Source organism: Xanthobacteraceae bacterium, assembly GCA_019454205.1.
Taxonomy (GTDB): Bacteria; Pseudomonadota; Alphaproteobacteria; order Rhizobiales; family Xanthobacteraceae.
This window is the reverse complement of record CP075369.1, coordinates 1,924,661-1,943,022: the sequence shown is the minus strand read 5'-3', so window position 1 is coordinate 1,943,022 and position 18,362 is coordinate 1,924,661. Positions and strand designations below refer to the sequence as shown.

22 protein-coding genes are annotated in these 18,362 nt (G+C 62.1%); 7 read left to right on the top strand and 15 right to left on the bottom strand.

The window, feature by feature from the left end; all coding sequences use genetic code 11:
• Positions 1–17: 17 nt before the first annotated feature.
• From KF794_09760 to KF794_09740, 5 genes are all read right to left on the bottom strand, one after another.
• Positions 18–1,478: a flagellar protein gene (locus tag KF794_09760; protein QYK44079.1), complete on the bottom strand. Its 1,461-nt coding sequence runs from the start codon at positions 1,476–1,478 to the stop codon at positions 18–20.
• Positions 1,479–1,703: 225 nt separating this feature from the next.
• A complete protein-coding gene (locus KF794_09755; GenBank protein ID QYK44078.1) occupies positions 1,704–3,164 on the bottom strand; it encodes a flagellar protein in 1,461 nt (486 codons plus the stop codon).
• Between the two features lie 213 nt (positions 3,165–3,377).
• Complete coding sequence (locus tag KF794_09750; protein QYK44077.1) at positions 3,378–3,851, bottom strand: hypothetical protein; 474 nt, start codon at positions 3,849–3,851, stop codon at positions 3,378–3,380.
• Positions 3,848–4,165, bottom strand: a complete 318-nt coding sequence (locus KF794_09745) for a rod-binding protein (GenBank protein ID QYK44076.1) — start codon at positions 4,163–4,165, stop codon at positions 3,848–3,850. The genes KF794_09750 and KF794_09745 overlap by 4 nt, the downstream gene beginning before the upstream one ends.
• Complete coding sequence (locus KF794_09740) at positions 4,165–5,271, bottom strand: flagellar basal body P-ring protein FlgI (protein QYK44075.1); 1,107 nt, start codon at positions 5,269–5,271, stop codon at positions 4,165–4,167. The genes KF794_09745 and KF794_09740 overlap by 1 nt, the downstream gene beginning before the upstream one ends.
• Before the next feature lie 250 nt (positions 5,272–5,521).
• Here KF794_09740 and fliX point away from each other — a divergent pair, with 250 nt between their 5' ends.
• From fliX to KF794_09725, 3 genes are all read left to right on the top strand, one after another.
• A complete protein-coding gene (gene fliX, locus KF794_09735; protein ID QYK44074.1) occupies positions 5,522–5,941 on the top strand; it encodes a flagellar assembly regulator FliX in 420 nt (139 codons plus the stop codon).
• 187 nt (positions 5,942–6,128) lie between these two features.
• Entirely contained in the window at positions 6,129–6,542 is a 414-nt protein-coding gene (gene dksA, locus KF794_09730) for an RNA polymerase-binding protein DksA (protein QYK44073.1), read from the top strand.
• Positions 6,543–6,545: 3 nt separating this feature from the next.
• Entirely contained in the window at positions 6,546–6,827 is a 282-nt protein-coding gene (locus KF794_09725) for a hypothetical protein (GenBank protein ID QYK44072.1), read from the top strand.
• Between the two features lie 6 nt (positions 6,828–6,833).
• Here the strand turns inward: KF794_09725 and KF794_09720 are convergent, their stop codons facing one another.
• The 10 genes from KF794_09720 to flgF all read right to left on the bottom strand — a co-directional run bounded on the left by KF794_09720 (position 6,834) and on the right by flgF (position 15,185).
• A complete protein-coding gene (locus KF794_09720; GenBank protein QYK44071.1) occupies positions 6,834–7,190 on the bottom strand; it encodes a hypothetical protein in 357 nt (118 codons plus the stop codon).
• Between the two features lie 85 nt (positions 7,191–7,275).
• Positions 7,276–8,463 (bottom strand): FAD-binding oxidoreductase, encoded by a 1,188-nt coding sequence (locus KF794_09715; protein QYK44070.1) that lies wholly within the window; start codon positions 8,461–8,463, stop codon positions 7,276–7,278.
• An 81-nt stretch (positions 8,464–8,544) separates the two neighbouring features.
• Positions 8,545–8,742, bottom strand: a complete 198-nt coding sequence (locus KF794_09710; protein QYK44069.1) for a hypothetical protein — start codon at positions 8,740–8,742, stop codon at positions 8,545–8,547.
• A gap of 110 nt (positions 8,743–8,852) precedes the next feature.
• Positions 8,853–9,614: an ABC transporter ATP-binding protein gene (locus tag KF794_09705; GenBank protein ID QYK44068.1), complete on the bottom strand. Its 762-nt coding sequence runs from the start codon at positions 9,612–9,614 to the stop codon at positions 8,853–8,855.
• On the bottom strand, positions 9,611–10,624 hold the full coding sequence (locus tag KF794_09700; GenBank protein ID QYK44067.1) for an iron ABC transporter permease: 1,014 nt from the start codon (positions 10,622–10,624) through the stop codon (positions 9,611–9,613). The genes KF794_09705 and KF794_09700 overlap by 4 nt, the downstream gene beginning before the upstream one ends.
• Before the next feature lie 4 nt (positions 10,625–10,628).
• The gene (locus KF794_09695; protein ID QYK44066.1) at positions 10,629–11,651 is read right to left on the bottom strand and encodes an iron ABC transporter substrate-binding protein; all 1,023 of its coding nucleotides are present in this window, start codon (positions 11,649–11,651) and stop codon (positions 10,629–10,631) included.
• 183 nt (positions 11,652–11,834) lie between these two features.
• On the bottom strand, positions 11,835–12,593 hold the full coding sequence (locus KF794_09690; protein QYK44065.1) for a flagellar basal body L-ring protein FlgH: 759 nt from the start codon (positions 12,591–12,593) through the stop codon (positions 11,835–11,837).
• Positions 12,594–12,610: 17 nt separating this feature from the next.
• Complete coding sequence (gene flgA / locus KF794_09685; protein ID QYK44064.1) at positions 12,611–13,609, bottom strand: flagellar basal body P-ring formation protein FlgA; 999 nt, start codon at positions 13,607–13,609, stop codon at positions 12,611–12,613.
• Between the two features lie 11 nt (positions 13,610–13,620).
• Positions 13,621–14,409, bottom strand: coding sequence for a flagellar basal-body rod protein FlgG (flgG, locus tag KF794_09680; GenBank protein QYK44063.1), 789 nt, complete (start codon positions 14,407–14,409; stop codon positions 13,621–13,623).
• Between the two features lie 17 nt (positions 14,410–14,426).
• Entirely contained in the window at positions 14,427–15,185 is a 759-nt protein-coding gene (gene flgF, locus KF794_09675; GenBank protein QYK44062.1) for a flagellar basal-body rod protein FlgF, read from the bottom strand.
• A 256-nt stretch (positions 15,186–15,441) separates the two neighbouring features.
• On the opposite strand from flgF, the gene KF794_09670 reads away from it, so the two are divergent.
• Genes KF794_09670 through KF794_09655 form a run of 4 tightly spaced genes read left to right on the top strand, consistent with a single transcriptional unit; the run spans position 15,442 to position 18,334 of the window.
• Positions 15,442–15,927, top strand: a complete 486-nt coding sequence (locus KF794_09670) for a flagellar basal body-associated FliL family protein (GenBank protein ID QYK44061.1) — start codon at positions 15,442–15,444, stop codon at positions 15,925–15,927.
• A gap of 12 nt (positions 15,928–15,939) precedes the next feature.
• Positions 15,940–17,073 (top strand): flagellar motor switch protein FliM, encoded by a 1,134-nt coding sequence (gene fliM, locus KF794_09665; protein QYK44060.1) that lies wholly within the window; start codon positions 15,940–15,942, stop codon positions 17,071–17,073.
• Positions 17,070–17,534, top strand: coding sequence for a chemotaxis protein (locus tag KF794_09660; GenBank protein QYK44059.1), 465 nt, complete (start codon positions 17,070–17,072; stop codon positions 17,532–17,534). Before fliM ends, KF794_09660 begins: the two co-directional genes overlap by 4 nt.
• A gap of 14 nt (positions 17,535–17,548) precedes the next feature.
• Positions 17,549–18,334: a flagellar protein FlbB gene (locus KF794_09655; protein ID QYK44058.1), complete on the top strand. Its 786-nt coding sequence runs from the start codon at positions 17,549–17,551 to the stop codon at positions 18,332–18,334.
• The last annotated feature ends 28 nt before the right edge of the window (positions 18,335–18,362 follow it).

The window sequence follows — 18,362 nt, the reverse complement described above, 5'->3', positions numbered from 1 at the left end:
TTGGTTCCCTGTCCGGCTTAGCCGAAGAGGCGCAGCACGTTCTGGTCGGCCTGAGCGGCCATGGCCAGCGACGTGGTGGACAGCGACTGACGGGTCTGCAGCGCGAGGAGGTTCGCGCCTTCCTCGTTGGTGTCGGCCAGCGTCAGGTTGTCGGCGCCGATCTGCAGCACGTTGATCAGGTTCTTGGTGAAGTCCTGACGGGTCTGCACGACCGAGAGCTTCGAACCGAAGGTCGAAGACTGGGTGCGCAGGGTCGACGTGGCGGTATCGAGCGAGGTGATCACAGCGTTGATCGTCGAGTTGGTCTGGAAGGCGTCGCCAGCCTGCGTGGTCAGGCCGAGGCCTGCCGCGTCGAAGGTGACACCATTGATCGACAGCGAGCTGGAGCCGTTCTCGTTGAAGACGACCGAGAGGTTGTCGCCGTTCAGGAGGTTCACGCCGTTGAACGAAGCATCCGAAGCGAGCTGCGAGATCTGCGTCAGCAGCGAGTTGAAGTCCGCCTGCAACGAAGCGCGGGTCGCGTTCGGCGTGCCGATCGTGGTGGTCGCGTTCGTGGAGCCGGCCGTGAGGCCGAGCGCCGGGAGAACCGTGCCGCCGAGCGTCAGGGCTTCACCGTTGGTCGACGAGAACGTGATTGCGTTCGTCGTGATGTTGGCGGTGAGGCCAGTGATGCCGAGGCTGCTCAGTGCAGTCGTCAGGTCGGCGCGGGTTTCAATGTTGCCCGAACCGAACGTGAGGGTCTGCGCCGTGCCGGTACCCAGCTGAACCGTCAGCGTGCCGGTGAGCGCGCCGATGTCGCTGTTGACGAGGCTGGACGTGGTGGTGGTGCCGAAAGCGCTGTCGGCGCCGTTGCCGGAGATCGTCAGCGTGTCCGCATTGCTGCCGGCAGTCGCTTCGAGCTGGCCCGAGCCGTTGACCGCAACAGTCCAGGTGGCAGCGCCGCCGTTCAGCGTGGTGATGACGTCGTCGATGTCTTCCGCCGACGCGTCGACGACCGTGTGGGTAACGGTGTTGGTGCCGTCGGAGATCGTGATCGTCTCACCGTTCGCGATACCGAGCGATTGCAGCGTCGAAGCGCCGGTGATCGAGCCAACGGTACCCGTCGCAACGGAGTCGTCAGCCGCAATCGCCGAACCAGCGACGCTCAGCGTGCTCGTGGAAGCCGGAAGCGAAGCAGTCAGTGCCTGCTTGGCCGTCGACTTGGCGGCTTCGACGAGTTTCGTGATCGCCGAGATGCCCTTGTCGGCAGCGTTGATGGTCTGCACCGCGTTGCTGACGCTGTCGAGCAGGGTGGACAGATCGCCGGCGCGGGCCTGGAGGCCAGCGGCGGTGAAGAAGTTCACCGGATTGTCGATAGCGGAGTTGACCTTCTTGCCGGTCGCGAGTTTCTGCTGGACGGAGTTCATCATTTCCGCCGTCGACTGCAGAGACATCAGGTTGGCGCGAACGCCAGCCGAGAGAGTGATATTGCTAGCCATAGCTAATCCTTCCTAGGAGTTACACGTTACTAGTCGGCCACCGTTCTGGTAGCCGGGGCCGCGTTTGTCTCACGGGGCGCCCTAACGCCTCGTTACTTCTGGAAAGCGGTGCGGGCTGCTTAACGAGCGGTTAAATTGTGCTGCCGCTCTGCGGCGAGCGGGCGCGCAAACAAAAACGGCGGGGCCGAAGCCCCGCCGCGTTTATCCGGTTTACGTCCCGTTAAGTTACTGGAACAGGCGCAGCACGTTCTGGTCCGCCTGCGCTGCCATCGACAGCGAGGTCGTGGAGAGTGACTGGCGAGTTTGCAGAGCCAGAAGATTGGCGCCTTCCTCGTTGGTGTCGGCAAGGATCAGGTTGTCGCCGCCCAGCTCCAGCACGTTGATCAGGTTCTTGGTGAAGTCCTGTCTGGCCTGCACGATCGAGAGGTTCGAGCCGAATCCGGACGCCTGCGCGCGGAGCGTCGCAGTCGCGGCGTCGAGCTGGGCGATGGCGGCGTGTACGTTTGCCTGAATCTGGAAACCGTCGCCTGCAATCGGTGTCAGGCCAAGGCCAGCGGCAGTGAAATCGACGCCCTGGATGTTCAGCGCGCTGGAGCCGTCCTCGTTGAAGATCACGCCAAGGTTGTCGCCGTTCAGCAGGTTCACACCGTTGTAGGAAGCGTCGCGGGCAAGCTGCGTAATCTGCGTGAGCAGTTCGTTGTAGTCGGACTGCAACGAGGTGCGCGTTGAGTTAGGGGTCGTTACGGTTGCGGTCGGATTGGTCGAACCGGCCGTGATGCCGAGCGCCGGGAGGACCGTGCCGCCGAGGGTCAGGGCATCGTCGCTGGTCGACACGAAGGTGATCGCGTTGCCGGTGATCGAGGCCGTCAGGCCGGGGATGCCGAGGCCGGCGAGTGCGGCCGTCAACTGGGCGCGGGTCTGGATGTTGCCGGAACCGAAGGTCAGAGTCTGCGTCGCGCCGGCACCGAGCTGGACAGTCATCGTGCCGGTGAGTGCGCCGATTGCGCTGTTGACGAGGCTCGACGTGGTGGTTGTGCCGAAAACGCTATCGGCACCGTTGCCGGAGATCGTCAGCGTGTCCGCATTGCTGCCGGCTGTCACTTCGAGCTGGCCCGAGCCGTTGACCGCTACGGTCCAGGTGGCCGCGCCGCCGTTCAGCGTGGTGATGAGATCGTCGATGTCTTCGGTCGTTGCGTTCACGACCGTATGGGTCACGGTGTTGGTGCCGTCGGAGATGGTGATGGTTTCGCCGTTCGCGATGCCGAGCGATTGCAGCGTCGAAGCGCCGGTGATTGAGCCAACGGTACCCGTCGCAACCGCGTCGTCGGCCGGGATCGCCGTACCGGCAACGTTCAGCGCATAGGTAGCGGTAGGTTGACCGGCAATGATCGCCTGTTTCGCCGTGGACTTGAGGCTTTCCACGAGTTTCGAGATTGCCGAGATGCCCTTGTCAGCGGCGGCGAGTGTCTGCACGCCGTTACCGATCGAGTCGAGCAGGGTGCCGAGATCGTTTGCGCGGGCATGAAGACCGGCTGCGGTGAAGAAGTTCACCGGGTTGTCGAGTGCCGAGTTGACCTTCTTGCCGGTGGAAAGACGCTCCTGCGTGCGCGCCATGAGTTCGGCCGTGGTTTGCAGCGAAAGGAGATTTGCTCTTACGCCCTTCGAGAGAGTTACATCATTGGCCATGGCATCGGTCCTTTTGCTTCTGTCCGAATCCACGCGTTCGCGCGGTTACTATTCGTCAGGAAACGTAAAGAAACGTGCCTAATAAAAGGTTACTTCCCCGGCGGAGGGTGAGGAAAACCGCGGTTTTTCGTGGTTAATGAAGCGTTAAATAGTTAACGCCGGTCGTTTCCGACCGGCGTTCCGAAGGCGTCGGTTTGAACGTGATTGGGGAGGTCAGCTCGCGCGGCTGACCATCACCGGGCGCCCGCCGCGGGCGGGGGCGGCAACCTTGCCGTTCGAGCCGTAGCTCTGCGGCCCGGACTTGCGGGCGGCCTCTTCCGAAGCGCCGCGCATGATCCCTTCGGCAACCGATTGGGCGGTCGCGACCACGCGCAGGTTGTGGCTGAGAATTTCGCGGAAGGTCTGGTGCGCACGGCGCAGTTCGTCGACCAGCACCGGCACGGTCTGGCCGATGAAGCCGGCGTTGCCCTTCAGCAGTTCGATCTCGCGGAGATAGGCGGCGGCGAGGTCGGTTTTCTGCTGGGTCAATTCGGCGGCGCTGGCCAGTTTCCCGGCCTCGACCAGCTTGGTTTCCTTTTCGAAGATCTGGACGAGCTGGACCATGCAGTCGCCGATCCGGCGCAGCAGGGTTTCGGCATCATCCCGGCTCTTGATCGCCTGTGAGATACGCTTCACGTCGTCGGTCATCGGGTACGCTCCTGCAAGGCTACGAGTTCACGCTGAACCTGATCCGCGATGCCGATACCGCCATTGGCGGAGACCGACTTCGCGTATTCCTCGGTGAGCATCGAGCGCCACGCACTCTGCGCGGGGCCGGCACCCAGCGGGCCGTCCTGTTCCTGGACCCCCGCGAACATTTCTTCGAACATGTTGGTTAAAAAAACGCTCTCGAACTGCTGGGAGACGTCTTTCACCTTGCGGTTCGCGGTAGGCGAGAGCTTCTCGACGGCTTCGCCGATTGCGCTTGCGGCGGTCAGCGCGGCCATGACGGGGGCGACCATTACATCACCTCGATTTCGGCCTGGATGGCACCGGATGCCTTGATGGCTTGCAGAATGGAGATCAGGTCGCGCGGTCCCACGCCGAGCGCGTTCAGGCCATCGACCAGTTCCTTAAGTGTTACCCCTTCGTTAACGACGCCGAGCTTGCGGCCGTCCTCCTGCACCTGAATGTGGGTGCGCGGAACGACACGGGTCTGGCCGCGCGCAAAGGGATTGGGCTGGCTGACCTGCGGCTGTTCGGTGATCGTGACGGTGAGATTGCCCTGCGCGACGGCGACCGTGGAGACGCGCACGTCACGTCCCATCACGATGATGCCGGAGCGCTCGTCGATCACGACCTTGGCCGGCTGATCTGGTTCGATCACGATCGGTTCGATCTCGGTCAGCAACGAGACGATGTTGCCCTTGTATTTTTCGGGAACGGTGAGGGCGACGGTCGCGCGATCGACCAGTTCGGCGACCGGGCCGCCGAGGAAATCGTTGATGGCGCCCGCGATCCGCTTCGCGGTGGTGAGGTCGGGATTGCGCAGCGACAGGCGCACCGTGGTCATACGGTTTAGCGCGAAATCGATCTCGCGCTCGACCACCGCGCCGTTCGAGATGCGGCCCACCGTCGGTACGCCGCGGATGATCTTGGCGGCGTCGCCTTCGGCTTGGAAGCCCGCGACCGCAACTGTGCCCTGCGCGACTGCATAGACATTGCCGTCCGCGCCAAGTAGCGGCGTGACGAGGAGCGTACCGCCTTGCAGGCTTTTCGCGTCGCCGAGCGCAGAGACCACCACGTCGAGGCGCGTGCCTTGCGTGGAGAAAGCGCGCAAGTTCGCGGTCACCATGACGGCCGCAACGTTGCCGGTGCGCAATTGCGCGCCACGGATGTTGACGCCGAGACGCTCCAGCATCGCCTGCAGGCTCTGCTTCGTGAATGGCGAGTTGTTGAGGCTGTCGCCGGTGTTGTTCAGGCCGACCACGAGGCCGTAACCGATCAACTGGTTCTCGCGCACGCCTTCGACGTCGGTCAGGTCCTTGATGCGCGAAGCGCCGAGGGCATCGCCTGCAAGGACGGCGCCGAGCGCCAGAAGAAACACGAGACGTTTGAACATAGGCATCGACAGGGCTCCCCAGCGGGTCGATGTGAAACCGGAGAGTCCTTTGCGAAGCGCGTGCCAAGGCGCGCTGTTCGCTAACGTCTTGAAGGGAATCGCTTTTCCTTATTGCGCGCGCGTGCGGCGACTGCCGGGCGGCAGAAATGGCGCGCCCACCCGGCAAGAACTTCCCGGTCCTTAACCGCTCGTTAACCATACCGGCGCGAGGGTAAGCAGGCCGGAACAACGAACATTTCTCCGGCCGGAGCAGGCCATGCGGATCAATTCCGCGACCCAGAGCAATCAGACCAGTGCAGCCAGCGCGCCGCGCCGCGCAAGTGCGGCGGGCACGTTCACGCTCGAAGAAACCGGCCCGGCCGGCAAGGCCGCGACCGCCGGTGCAGCCGCATCCATCGGCGGTCTCGACTCGCTGCTCGCCTTGCAGGGCGTGGAAGACCCGCTCGCGCGCCGCCGTCGCTTTGCGAGCCGGGGCAAATCGGCGCTCGATCTGCTCGACGAACTGAAGGCGGAACTGCTGGGAGACGACCTGCGGCCGGAAACGCTCGGCCGGCTGAAGGCCATGCTCGATTCGCTTTCAGAGCGGAGCGGCGTCGACGGTCTCGACACCGTGCTCGACGAGATCGGGCTTCGGGTCGCGGTAGAACTGGCCAAGCGCACGCCTAAAGCCGCCTGAAAGCGCCAAAATTCCGGCTTTACGACCGCTGCCGGACGTTACGGCCTTGTGATTTTCCACTGCTATTTCCGCGCCCGTCCGGCCATTGCTGCCGGGCGGCGACATGGCTATAAGCCCGCGCAATTCGGGGCGAGGAAAGCAAGAACACCGGCTGCAGAAGGCCGGGAGCAGTACAGGGGATTGTTCCATGGTTGCGTTGGTCGAGAACTATCGTCCTACCGATGACGAGCCGTTCATGAACGAGCGGCAGCAGGAATACTTCCGGCAGAAGCTGTTGCGTTGGCGCGAAGACATCCTCCGCGAAGCGAAGGAAACGCTGCTGCATTTGCAGGAAGAGAACGTCAATCATCCCGATCTCGCGGATCGTGCTTCGTCGGAGACCGACCGGGCGATCGAACTGCGCGCGCGCGACCGCCAACGCAAGCTGATCTCAAAGATCGACGCCGCACTGGCGCGTATCGACGATGGCTCCTATGGCTATTGCGTGGAGACCGGCGAGCCGATCTCTCTGAAGCGTCTCGATGCGCGGCCGATTGCAACGCTCTCGATCGAGGCGCAGGAGCGTCACGAGCGCCGCGAGCGCGTCTATCGCGACGAGTAACGCTTGCTGTTCCGGATCCTGTTCGGAATTGCGGCGCTTGCCGCGGCGGTTGTCCTGTTCTTTTTCTTCTGGGGCGTTTCCGACGGCACTGTCTCGTCGTTCAATATCGGAATCTGGATTGCGCTGCTCGCCGCGGCGCTGGGTATTCCCGCCGCGGGATGGCTGTTGAACGCCAAAGGCTATCGCGGCGCGGCCTGCGCCGTGCTGCTCGTTGCGGCTATCCCTGCGCTGCTGTTTGCGCTGTTCTTCCTGTTCATCGTCATCGCCCAGCCGCGCTGGAATTGATGCACCTTATCCGCGCACGAACAGCGACTTGATCATGCGGAAGATGGTGTAAAGCACGAGTTCGACGGCGGCAGCGAGCAGCAACAGAAACAGCGAGCGCTGGCCGAGATCGTCAGTGATCGCCGCGCGGAATTTATATTTGATGTCGTCGGGAAAATAATTCTCGACCAGCGAATACAGTGCGTTGGTCAAAGGCTGTAGCGTGGAGTAGGCACGGCCAAGAATGTCGAGATGATAAGCGACGAGATAGCCGTAAAGCAGCCAGACGACGGCAATCGTCAGCGCAAGTAAAATAACTTTCCCGATGAAAGCGGAGAAAAAACCCGATCCGCGGCGCGGCGGCGATTCGTCGTAATAGGACATGGCAAGCCCCGGTTGAACCGCGAGATGCTATCCTTCGTTCCGTACGAAGGACAGATGGCGCTGCATCAACTTCGCATAATTCCGTTCAATCGTTTTCGCCGAACGCGAACAGGTCTATGTCCGGTTCGGGCTTTCCGCTCAATGCATTGGCGATCATTTCCGCGGCCACTTGTGCATAGGTCGTGCCATTGCCGCCGAAGCCAAGGACGGCACAGACGCGCGGCATGCCCGGTACATTGCCGATCACTGGCAAGCCGGTTGCCGAAGCGCCGAAGGCGCCGGCCCATGAATATTCCACGTCTTCGTCTTCGAACGCGATCTGCGGCATCAGTCTTTTTAGCTTGCTCCTGAAGCGGGCAATCTTGGCGGGCATGCGTTTTTTCCGGCGCATGTTGTCGTCGTGCGACTCGTCTTCGCCGCCGATGACGACACGGCCGTCCAATGTAGTTCGAATGTAGACGTAAGGATCGGCCGCTTCCCAGATCAGCGCGCGGGACGGCCAGATGTTTTCCGGCTGCGGTCTCGTAGCGGCGGCCCAGGTTGAAACGATCTGGTGGCGTTTCGCGGAGAGAAATCCGGGTAATTCAAATCCGCAGCAGAGTACGACGTAATCCGCGGAAATTCGAATGCCGGATGCCGTCGTGACGACAGCTTGCTTCCTGTTTGTTTCAAGAGATTTCGCGTCAACCAGTGTGAATAGTTTCGCGCCGCTTTCGATCGCGTGCTGCAAAATACCAAGCGACATCTTCACGGGATGCGACTCCGCAGAATTGCCCGATATGATTGCGCAGGGGCGGTCGATGCCGAATTCCCGTACCAGCTCTTCACGCTCTGCCACGCGCGAAGGAAAGCCAAGCGCAATTCGTGCTTCGCACTCGCGTCGCAATCCGGCTGGGCCAAGCACCTTGCCCGGAAGCAGCAAGGCGTCTCGACTGGCATATTCACAGTCGATGCCGAGGGTCTGAATTTTTTCGGTCAAGGAGCGCATCGCGCGGTAGGACCGCAGCCAAGCCCGCTCCGCCTTTTGCGGGCCGATCTGTGCGCCGAGGACGACCAGCGGCTTGTCGATTTCAAACAGCAACAAGGATGTGCTTGCAGCCGTAGAACCGCCGCCGGGCGGGTGACGGTCGATCACCGTCACTTCACGGCCGATTGCGGTCAATGCTTCGGCGACCAGCGAACCGGTGATGCCCGCACCGACGACCAGAACTTCGGTGCGGATGTCCTTGTTCAGTTTTTTGGATGGAATTCCGGAGTGGGATTTCTCCCACAAACTCGTCCCGGCTGTCGCAGTGCCATTTCCCACGGCATCAGAACGATCCGAGGCGTAACAAGTTCCATGCCTAAGCGAAGATCAGGCTTCGGTCTTTTCCCAACGGCCGACGAAACGGTCGTCCTGCCAGACCTCGATGGCGCGGAAACCGGCGCGATGTTTGCCGCGCGTATTGGCGTCGGCATCGTCGAGGCACTGCTCGACTTCGCGCTCTACCATATGGTCGCGGTGGTCGAGAAAACGGAAAACATAGGCATTGTTATCGTCGTCGCCGGCCATGATACGCCCCGCAAATTGAACAGGCGGGCAGACTCGCGCCTGCAGGTAAACAGACAGTTTGCAAATCGAAAATGGAACCGTGACAGCCGGATTTGCCAGTGAAACAGCGTTTATCCGGGAAGGAACGCGATGCGTTTCTGCTCGGAAATCGTTTCCACCGGCGCGGCATACAGCTTTTCGAGATTCTTGCGCGTGAGTATGGCGGCGGAATCGCCGCCGCCGATCACGCCTCCGTCGCGCAACAGGTACGCGCGGTCGGATGCGCGCAGGGCGTGGTTCGGATCATGCGTCGTGAACAAGACGCCCAGTCCCGATTGAGTCAGCGCGCGGATTTCCTGCAAAACTTTTCCCTGATTGCCGAAGTCAAGTGCAGCAGTCGGCTCGTCCAGCACGACAAAGCGTGGCTCCTGTGCGAGCGCGCGCGCAAGCAATACAAGCTGCCGCTCGCCGCCGGAGATTTCGGTATAGGGACGCTCCGCGAGCCGGAGAATATTGAAGCGCTCCATCGCTTGCGCCGCGATCTTGCGGTCGTTCGCGGACGGACGCGCGAAAATCGAGCCGTGCGCGGTGCGCCCCATCAGCACCACGCTTTCCACCGGAAATGCGAAGGTGCCGTGATGAACCTGCGGAACATAGGCGATGATGCGCGCACGTTCGCGCGCGGAGAATTCGCCGAGGGGCTTTTCACGCAACGTCACGCTGCCCGCGAGTGGCGGCAGCAAACCGAGCAGGGTCTTCAGCAACGTGGTTTTGCCGCCGCCGTTCGGGCCGAGCAGCGCGAGCGCTTCGCCTTCGTTCAGATGAACGCCGATGTTGCTTCCCACCAGATGGCGCGGGTAGCCGATGCTCAGGTTTTTCCCTGCGAGCGTCATGCCCAATCCCGCTGCATAGAGGCAAGCAGCCAGATAAAGAACGGCGTGCCGACGACGGCGGTGAGAATACCGAGCGGCACTTCGATGGGTGCGATGGTGCGCGCGAGCGTGTCGATGATGAGTAGAAAACTTCCGCCCAGTAGCGCCGCGACCGGCAACAGGCGCGCGAAATCCGGCCCGGCAATCGAGCGCGCCATGTGCGGCACGACAAGGCCGACCCAGCCGATGATGCCGGCAGTCGCGACGCTCGCAGACGTGACCAGCGTCGCCGCCGCGACGATGGCAATGCGCAGCGGGCCGGTCGGTACTCCGAGTGCGCGCGCTTCTTCTTCGGGAAGCGTCATGACATTCATGCGATGGCGCAACACGATCAAGACCAGTGTGCCGAGCGCGACCAGTCCGAACAGCGGCCACAGATCTTTCGGTCCGGTAGCGGCGAGGCTGCCGAGCAACCAGAACGTCATCGCGGGTAACTGGTTGTACGGGTCGGCGAGATATTTCACGAGGCCGACGCCAGCGCCCAGCAGCGAACCGATCACGACGCCGGTCAATACCAGCACGAGGATCGGGTCGCGGCTGCGCAATGCCGAACCGATCAGATAGACCGCCGCGACCGCGATCAATCCGCCGATGAAGGCGAAGCCCTGAATCGCGAATACATTCAGCGAAAAGAAAATACCGAGTACGGCGCCGAGGGCCGCACCCGATGACGCGCCGAGAATGTCGGGCGACACCAGTGGATTGCGAAACAATCCCTGGAATGCGGTGCCCGCTACGCTCAACGCCGCGCCAACGAAGAAAGCGGCGAGCACGCGTGGTCCGCGTACTTGCAGGATTACGGTTTCGGCGGCGGGAACGACGCCGCTCGCCGTGCCGGTGATTTTTCCCCAAAGCGCGCCGAATATGTCGCCGACCGAGATCGGAAAACGCCCGACAAGCATTGCGATTGCGAAGCCTGCGATCACGCAACCAATCGCAAGGGCAAGACCGGGCAGGGCGGAGCGGCGCATGATCTCAGACTTGTCCGCTCAGCACGCGCGCAATCTGCGCTTCGGTGGGCGTGACATGATAGATCAGCTTGTGAAATTCGCGAGCCAGCGCGGCGATGTCTTCGGGGAATTTTTCCGGATAAAGAATCTTTCCGAGCCACCACAGGCCGATCAAACGGTTTACCGAAGGCGGGAAGTCTACCCAGCCGAAGGGAACGTGCGGCGAAAGATAGACGCGCCCGTTTTTTACGGCCGATACGTTCGCCCACGCAGGATCGGTTTTCACGTTCTTTGCGAATTCGGGTTCGATGGTGACGATGGCGTCCGGGTTCCAGAGCAGCACCTGCTCGATGGAAACATTGGCCATGCCGCCGCGCGTGGCTCCGGCGACATTCTGCGCCATCATCTCAATCGACTCGACATTAATGGAGCCGCCAAGACCCGTCTCCAGTCCGCGCGGGCTGCGGGCGTAATAAACTTTCGGACGCTTTTCCTGCGGAACATCGGCGATACGTTTCAGAACGCTCTCGAAGGTTTTTTCTGCGTAATCGGCGCGCACGTTCGCGTCTTCGCGGCGGCGGGTCAGTTCGCCTAGGGTGCGGTACGAAGTGTGAATGGCGTCGAAGCGCCCGTCGAGCAGTACATAGGGAATTCCTGTCTGCTCCTGTACGCGTTCGGCCAGAGAAACATAGGTCTGGCTGGTGGAGCCGACGTCGAGAATCATGTCTGGTTTGAGCGCCAGTACGCTCTCAAGATTTGCCGTGTTGCCGCGTCCGGTGATGCGCCCCAGTTCCGGACGGCTTGCAATTTCAGGGAGCAGAAACTCTGCCTCTTCCTTGCGAAGCGCGCGCGGCCAGCCGAGCAGCAATTCCGGCGCGACTGAATAGAGCATGATCGCTGCCGGTGGCCCGGCAGGGAATACGCGCTTCACGCTCGCGGGAATTTTCAACTCACGTCCCGTCGCGTCCCGCAGGTTCTGCGCGCGCGAAGTTCGCGGCGCAATCGTCGTCGCAGCCATTCCGGCAAGCAGGGTGCGGCGGTTCAGCAATTCATTTTCTCCCGGAGAATGTATTTTCCGCACAGTAGCACAGATCAAAAAGGAAGACGGCCCCCGCGGGGGAGTGCGGGGGCCGTCAGATCGCCAGCCAAGGGGAGCTGGGCCGGCGTACTCCGCGCGCCTTCAGGGGGAGCTGGGAGCGGCGCGCTTACAAAACCGGAACGGGCGGCAAAACTAGAAGGGCAGGATCGCGTCGAAGATCTGATGGCCCCATCGCGGTTGCTGCACATCGGTGATCTGGCCACGGCCACCGTAGGAGATGCGCGCTTGCGCGATCTTCTGCGAGTCGAGCGTGTTGTCGGCTTCGATGTCTTCCGGCCGCACGATGCCTGCGACGATCAGTTCGCGCATCTCGAAGTTGACGCGCACTTCCTGCTTGCCCTCGATCACGAGGTTGCCGTTCGGCAAAACCTGCGTGACGACTGCGGCGACGTTGGTGAGCAGCGCTTCCTGCCGGTTCACCGAGCCTTTGCCGTCGGTTTGCGTCGTCGAGTCTGCCGTCAGCAGGCGGTTCGGGATGGCCTGTTTGGTGAAAGGAATTTTCATGAGGCCAAACAGATTGTCGATGCCGGAATCTTCTTTGGTATTGCGCGAACGCTTGGTCTCGTTGTCGATCTCGGCCTTGTCCTGAATCTTGACCTTGATGGTCAGGATATCGCCGACCTGGTGCGCGCGCTGGTCCTTGAAGAACGCGCGGCTGCCGTTGCGCCAAAGCGAGTTAGGGCTGTAGGCGACCGGCTGCAACTCCGGCATCGGCATCGAAACCGGACGGTAGTTCGGCGTCGTGGTCGGATTGTTCACCGGGCTGAGCGGCGGCTGCTGACCCATGTTGGCGATGCGGTCGATATTCGCACATCCGCCGAGCAGCGAGCCGGCAAGCGTCAACGCGGCCGCGCCACGGATCACTCGAAACATTTTCATCTTCTGCCTCATGCTACGCTTGTATCGACTCAACGGTTGCCGTTGATCGCCGCGGTGTTGATCGGATTGATGTCGCCGACGGTGACAATGCCGGGGCCGGTAACGGTGGCCTGAATGACCCGCTTCGATTGCGGGTTGAGAACGGAGATCATTTCGCCTTCGGTGCCGTTGGACTGTGCCTTGCCGCGCGCGGTCAGCACGACGCCCCCGGTGCGGAATACAATGGTGACGGTATCGTCGCGGTTGACGATCTGCGGCTTCATCAGGTCGGCGGCGCGCACGGTCTGTCCGGTACGCAGCGATTTGCGCGCGGCCTGATTGGCAACGAGTTCGATACGCGTCAGTGCGTCGGAGCCGACCTGCGCGCGAGCGACACGCTCGACCACGAGATCGCTTTCGCGGATGGTTTCGCCGCGGTTGATGGCACGCGCGATGGTGACGACTTCGACCGTTTCGACCAGCGTGCCGGTGAGGCGTACCGGGTTGCGGCGCAGATGTAGCGAACCCGGCATGTCGACCAGCGCTTCGAAGCGGTTGCTGTTCGGATCGAACACGATGTTGAAGACGCGCGGCGCTTCGGTCAGGTTCGGTTCGACATTCAGCGCCTTCATGTGGTTGTCGAAGGTGACCGAAATATCCTGCGCACTGGAGAGTTCATAGCGTTTCACCGCGGCTTCGGCGACTGCGCGGCCGAGATCATTCAGCGACACGGAACGGCTCGCACGCGTCACGAGCACTTCGGAAAGACCCTTGGTGTCGAACACCAGCATGCCCTGGCTGCGGAGCGCTTCGATCACACGATGGGTCTGGATAGTACCGTTGGCGCCGAGTTCGGGCGCACGGAAAATCGGGATCGCGGCGAAGGAGCCGGCATTGTCGAGAATGTCGCCGATCTTTACGAGATCGCCCTGCACGATGGTTTCGGACTTCAGCGTAGGCACGCCTTGCGCGCGCGCACCGGAAGCGAGCGCCCAGATGACGACGATCGCCGCGAGGGTAAGCGCCAGAATTTGTTTGATCTGGTTCATGGCGATCATCCTCAGCGCAGCATGTTCGCGGTGGCTTGCAGCATTTCGTCCGCTGCCGAGACCACCTTCGCGTTCATGGAGTAGGCGCGTTGCGCAGCGATCAGGTCCGAGATTTCCGTGACTGCGTTTACGTTCGCGGTTTCCAGCTGCTTGTGCAGCAACGTGCCGGTGCCGTCGGTACCGGGATTGTTGAGCTGCGGCGTGCCGCTCGATGCGGTTTCCAGATAAAGGTTGTCGCCGACCGGCTGCAGGCCGGAGCGGTTCACGAAACGCGCAAGCTGAATCTGTCCGATTTCGGTCGGGTTGGTCTGGTTCGGCAGCGTTACCGAAACCTGGCCCTGCTGGTTGATGGTGACGCCGGTTGCGTTCGCCGGAATGGTCATCTGCGGATCGAGCAGATAGCCTTCCGGCGTAACGATGCGGCCCTGATCGTCGCGCTCGAACGAGCCGGCGCGGGTATAGGCGATGCGGCCGTCGGGCAATTGAATCCGGAAGAAGCCTTCGCCGCGTATTGCGACGTCGAGGTCGCGTTCGGATGCGGCAAGGTTGCCCTGACTCATGATGCGCGGCGTGCCGACGACCTTTACGCCTCCGCCGATGTCCACGCCCGCAGGCAGACGCGTGCCCTGATCGGACGAGTTGGTGCCGACGCGGCGCAGGTTCTGGTAGATCAGATCCTGAAACTCGGCACGCTGCTTCTTGAAGCCCGTCGTGCGCATGTTCGCGATGTTGTTCGAGATGACCTCGACGTTGAGTTCCTGGGCCATCATGCCGGTGGCGGCGGTATAGAGTGCGCGCATGGTTTGGTTCTCCCGGCTTACGCTTCAGCGAGCTTTTCGATCGCCTTGCGGCGAAGCTCGTCGGTACGCTGCTGCATGGCGGTGATGGTGGAGTAGGCGCGCGTGACTTCGATCATGCGGTTCATTTCGCGCACCGCGACGACGTTGGATTTTTCGAGCGCGCCTTGCACGACGCGCGTGCTGACATCGGCGACCAGCGGCGTATTGTTCGCGCCCGCTCCCCAGAGGCCATGGCCTTCCTGCACAAGACGGGCGGGGTTATCGAAATTTACGAGACGGATTTTCCCGCGTTCGCCGACCTGGCCGAGCGCGTTGGTCGCGGAGACCGTGCCGTCGGCGGCAATCGTGATGCCGGTGTCGGTAGGCTCGAAGACGATGGGTCCGCTCGCGCCAAGCACCGGGTTGCCGGATGCGTTAACGAGCTGACCCTGCGTGTTGAGGTGGAAATTGCCGCCACGGGTGTACCGCTCGCCGTTCGCGGTCTGCACGGCGAAGAAGCCGGGGCCGTTGATTGCAAGATCAAGCGGCGCTTCCGTGCGTTGCAGGGGGCCTTGGCTGAAGTCCTGCAATGTCGCGCGGTCGAGCACGAAATTAATCCGGCGGTCGTTGACCGGGAACATCTCGTGGCGCGCGGTGGGGTCGAGAAACTGCTCGAACATCATCGACTCCGACTTGAAGCCGGTGGTGTTGATGTTCGCGATGTTGTTGGCGATCACGTCCAGCTCGCGCCGAAGTGCAACCTGCCGCGAAAGACCTACCAGAAGCGCATTTTCCATAGCCTGCTCCCCAAATCGGACCACCCGCAAAACGCTCCCCAGCGGGGGCGATCCGGGGTGTTCTTGGCAGGAGCCGTGCCAGAGGCGTTCTCCGTTATTTTCTAAAGGCTTAGGAAAATTGCGAGGCTGGAGGGGCTGCCCGGCGGCAGTTTCGACCCGGCAAAAAATGCCCCCTTTAGGAATTCGTTAACCATACCAACCCTAGGTTTTCCTCGACGAAACGGGCCTGGGGAGCGGCCTGCGAGGGGAGCCGATCATGGCGAATACCGCCGCCGCGGATGCGGAAGACCTGCCGGAAGGCGGGAACGCGAAGCCTGCCAAGTCGAAAAAGAAGCTGATGATGATCGGCGTCGGCGTGCTTCTGCTCGCCGCGCTCGGCGCCGGATATTTCTTTTTCTTCACCGGCGGCAAGCCGGCGGAAAAGCAGGAAGTCGTCAAAAGCTATTACTACGACCTGCCCGAAATGACGGTGAACCTCTCGGCTTCCAGCGAGCGGCCGCAATATCTCCGGGTCAAGATCACGCTGGAAATGGCCGACAACAATGTCGCCGAAGCGCTGAAAAAATCGATGCCGCGCGTGATCGATACCTTCCAGGTGCATATGCGCGAGCTGCGCGCGGTGGATCTCGAAGGCTCTGCCGGCTTGTATCGGTTGCGCGAGGAATTGCTGCGCCGGATCAATGCCGCGATTGCGCCCGCGAAAATCCGCCAGGTCCTGTTCAAGGAAGTGGTGATCCAGTGAAGGCGCGCCAGTATGGCTGAAACGAAAGCCCCGGCGAAATCGCAGAAACCGGACGACGACGCGGTCGCTGCGAACTGGGAAAAGATGGTGGACGAGTCCGCTGCTTCGGAAGTGGAGGTCGCGGGTGCCGCCGAGCGCGCGCTCAATCAGGAAGAAATCGACAGCCTGCTCGGTTTTCGCCTCGACGACCTGAATCTCGCCGAACAGAACGGCCTGCGCGCGATCATCGACTCGGCGACGGTTTCCTACGAACGCCTGCCGATGCTGGAGATCGTGTTCGACCGGCTGGTCCGGTTGATGACGACATCGCTCCGCAATTTCACTTCCGATAACGTCGAGGTCTCGCTCGACCGCATCACTTCAGTTCGCTTCGGCGAATACCTGAACTCGATCCCGCTGCCCACCATTCTCGGTGTATTGCGCGCGAAGGAGTGGGACAGCTTTGGCCTGTTCACGGTCGAGTCGTCGCTGATCTATGCGATGATCGACGTGCTGCTCGGCGGACGGCGCGGCACCAACGCGGTCCATATCGACGGGCGGCCGTACACCACCATCGAAACCGGCCTTGTGCGGCGCATGATGGAGCTGGTGCTGACCGACGCGGAAGCGGCGTTCAGTCCGGTGACACCGGTGTCGTTCTCCATTGACCGCGTCGAGACCAATCCGAAGTTCGCGGCGATCTCGCGGCCGACCAACGCGGCAATTCTGGTGCGGCTTCGCGTCGAGATGGAAGATCGCGGCGGCTGCATCGAAATCCTGCTGCCCTATGCCTCGATCGAGCCGATCCGCACGACGCTGCTCCAGAACTTCATGGGCGACAAGTTCGGGCGCGACTCGATCTGGGAGTCGCACCTTGCCACCGAAATCTGGCACGCGCAGATCGAAGTCGACGCCGTACTTTATGAGGACATGCTGCCGCTGAAGAAGCTGATGAACCTCGACGTCGGCGATACGCTGATGCTCGACATCCGGCCGGACACGCTGGTCAAGGTTCGCTGCGGCGGCGCGCTGCTTTCCGAAGGGCGCATGGGCCGTGTCGGCGATCGAGTCGCGGTCAGGGTCGCAAAACCCCTGCGGCGTTCGCGTACCACGATGGCGATGTTCGAACAGGCCGGCACGATGTCGGGCCGGGTGGAGGCAACATGAGCGGCAATCTCTACGGATTGATTATCGAAGGACTGGTCGCGATCCTGCTCGGACTGACGATCGGTTACTGTATCGTACTGAACAAGCGTCTCGCCCGGCTGCGCTCCGACGAGTCCGCGATGCGCGGCACGATCGGCGAACTGATCACCGCAACCGAATTTGCGGAACGCGCGATCAACAATCTTCGCACTATCGCGCGCGAGACCAACGATACCCTCGGCGAAAGCTTACGGACGGCCCGCGAGACGACGCAAAGCCTGGACGAACAAATGGCGCGCGGAAACGAAGTGCTGCAACGCATCGCGCAGATCGCGGATGTGGCGGAAGCGGCGCGCATGCAGCCGGCAGCCCCACAACAGGAACCCGTGAATGTCGCGCCGATGCGCTCGGCTGCGAAAACCGCGCAGGCGGCGCAGGCGCTCGCCATGCGCGCGAGGTTGCGGGCCGGCGAAGCCGCGTAAGGCAAAGGTAAGGAATGACCCGTCTCCGGCTTATCCCCGTCGTCATCTTCGCCGCGGCATCGCTACTGCTGATCAAGGCGATGACGATCTTTTCGGGCGGGGATCGCCTGTCGCGGCCGTTGACGGTGGTTGCGACCGAGCCGCCGCGGGCGATGCAGACCAACGACAACGCGCCCGATTATACGAGCGCGATGCCGGCGAAGGAGACGAAGAAGGAAGAACCCAAGAACGGCCCGCAAGATCCGCCGCCGGGTCCGCCCAAGGCGCCGGAAACCCCGCCGGGGATTCATGTCGGCGTGCCGGGCGATCCTTCGCCCGGGCAGCGCGCGCTGCTGGAGCGTTTGCAGCAGCGCCGCGAGGAACTCGACGCCAAGACGCGCGATCTGGAATTGCGCGAGAACCTGCTGAAAGAGGCGGAGCAGCGGCTCGAAGCGAAGCTGAACGAACTCAAGATGCTTGAAGCCGCGGGCAACGAAAAGCCCGCGGATACCGAAGCCAAAATGAAAAACCTCGTCATTATGTACGAGGGCATGAAGCCGAAGGATGCCGCGCGCATCTTCGACAAGCTCGACATGAAGGTGCTGGTCGAGGTTGCGCGCGCCATGAAGCCCGCGAAACTTGCCGACGTGCTCGCGGTCATGTCGGTGGAGCCGGCGCAGCGTCTGACGATCGAACTGGCACGCGGGCTTTCGCCCGACAAGGCGACGCCGCCGGGCGATTTGCAGCGGGTGAATGTCCCGCCACCAGCGCCGAAACAGCAGCCGAAACAGCAAAAGACCAACCCGCCGCCGGTACGTTAACGTCTCGCTAACGATCCCGGCCCGCTAA

Excerpts from the sequence above, each read along its gene's own strand:
- KF794_09705 (QYK44068.1), bottom strand. The coding sequence starts at position 9,614 with ATGACGCTCGCAGGGAAAAACCTGAGCATCGGCTACCCGCGCCATCTG.
- KF794_09745 (QYK44076.1), bottom strand. The coding sequence starts at position 4,165 with ATGGTCGCCCCCGTCATGGCCGCGCTGACCGCCGCAAGCGCAATCGGC.
- KF794_09720 (QYK44071.1), bottom strand. The coding sequence starts at position 7,190 with ATGTCCTATTACGACGAATCGCCGCCGCGCCGCGGATCGGGTTTTTTC.
- dksA (QYK44073.1), top strand. The coding sequence starts at position 6,129 with ATGGTTGCGTTGGTCGAGAACTATCGTCCTACCGATGACGAGCCGTTC.
- flgG (QYK44063.1), bottom strand. The coding sequence starts at position 14,409 with ATGCGCGCACTCTATACCGCCGCCACCGGCATGATGGCCCAGGAACTC.
- KF794_09700 (QYK44067.1), bottom strand. The coding sequence starts at position 10,624 with ATGCGCCGCTCCGCCCTGCCCGGTCTTGCCCTTGCGATTGGTTGCGTG.
- KF794_09710 (QYK44069.1), bottom strand. The coding sequence starts at position 8,742 with ATGGCCGGCGACGACGATAACAATGCCTATGTTTTCCGTTTTCTCGAC.
- KF794_09760 (QYK44079.1), bottom strand. The coding sequence starts at position 1,478 with ATGGCTAGCAATATCACTCTCTCGGCTGGCGTTCGCGCCAACCTGATG.
- flgA (QYK44064.1), bottom strand. The coding sequence starts at position 13,609 with ATGAACCAGATCAAACAAATTCTGGCGCTTACCCTCGCGGCGATCGTC.
- fliM (QYK44060.1), top strand. The coding sequence starts at position 15,940 with ATGGCTGAAACGAAAGCCCCGGCGAAATCGCAGAAACCGGACGACGAC.
- KF794_09755 (QYK44078.1), bottom strand. The coding sequence starts at position 3,164 with ATGGCCAATGATGTAACTCTCTCGAAGGGCGTAAGAGCAAATCTCCTT.
- KF794_09660 (QYK44059.1), top strand. The coding sequence starts at position 17,070 with ATGAGCGGCAATCTCTACGGATTGATTATCGAAGGACTGGTCGCGATC.
- KF794_09750 (QYK44077.1), bottom strand. The coding sequence starts at position 3,851 with ATGACCGACGACGTGAAGCGTATCTCACAGGCGATCAAGAGCCGGGAT.
- flgF (QYK44062.1), bottom strand. The coding sequence starts at position 15,185 with ATGGAAAATGCGCTTCTGGTAGGTCTTTCGCGGCAGGTTGCACTTCGG.
- KF794_09740 (QYK44075.1), bottom strand. The coding sequence starts at position 5,271 with ATGCCTATGTTCAAACGTCTCGTGTTTCTTCTGGCGCTCGGCGCCGTC.
- KF794_09670 (QYK44061.1), top strand. The coding sequence starts at position 15,442 with ATGGCGAATACCGCCGCCGCGGATGCGGAAGACCTGCCGGAAGGCGGG.
- fliX (QYK44074.1), top strand. The coding sequence starts at position 5,522 with ATGCGGATCAATTCCGCGACCCAGAGCAATCAGACCAGTGCAGCCAGC.
- KF794_09655 (QYK44058.1), top strand. The coding sequence starts at position 17,549 with ATGACCCGTCTCCGGCTTATCCCCGTCGTCATCTTCGCCGCGGCATCG.
- KF794_09690 (QYK44065.1), bottom strand. The coding sequence starts at position 12,593 with ATGAGGCAGAAGATGAAAATGTTTCGAGTGATCCGTGGCGCGGCCGCG.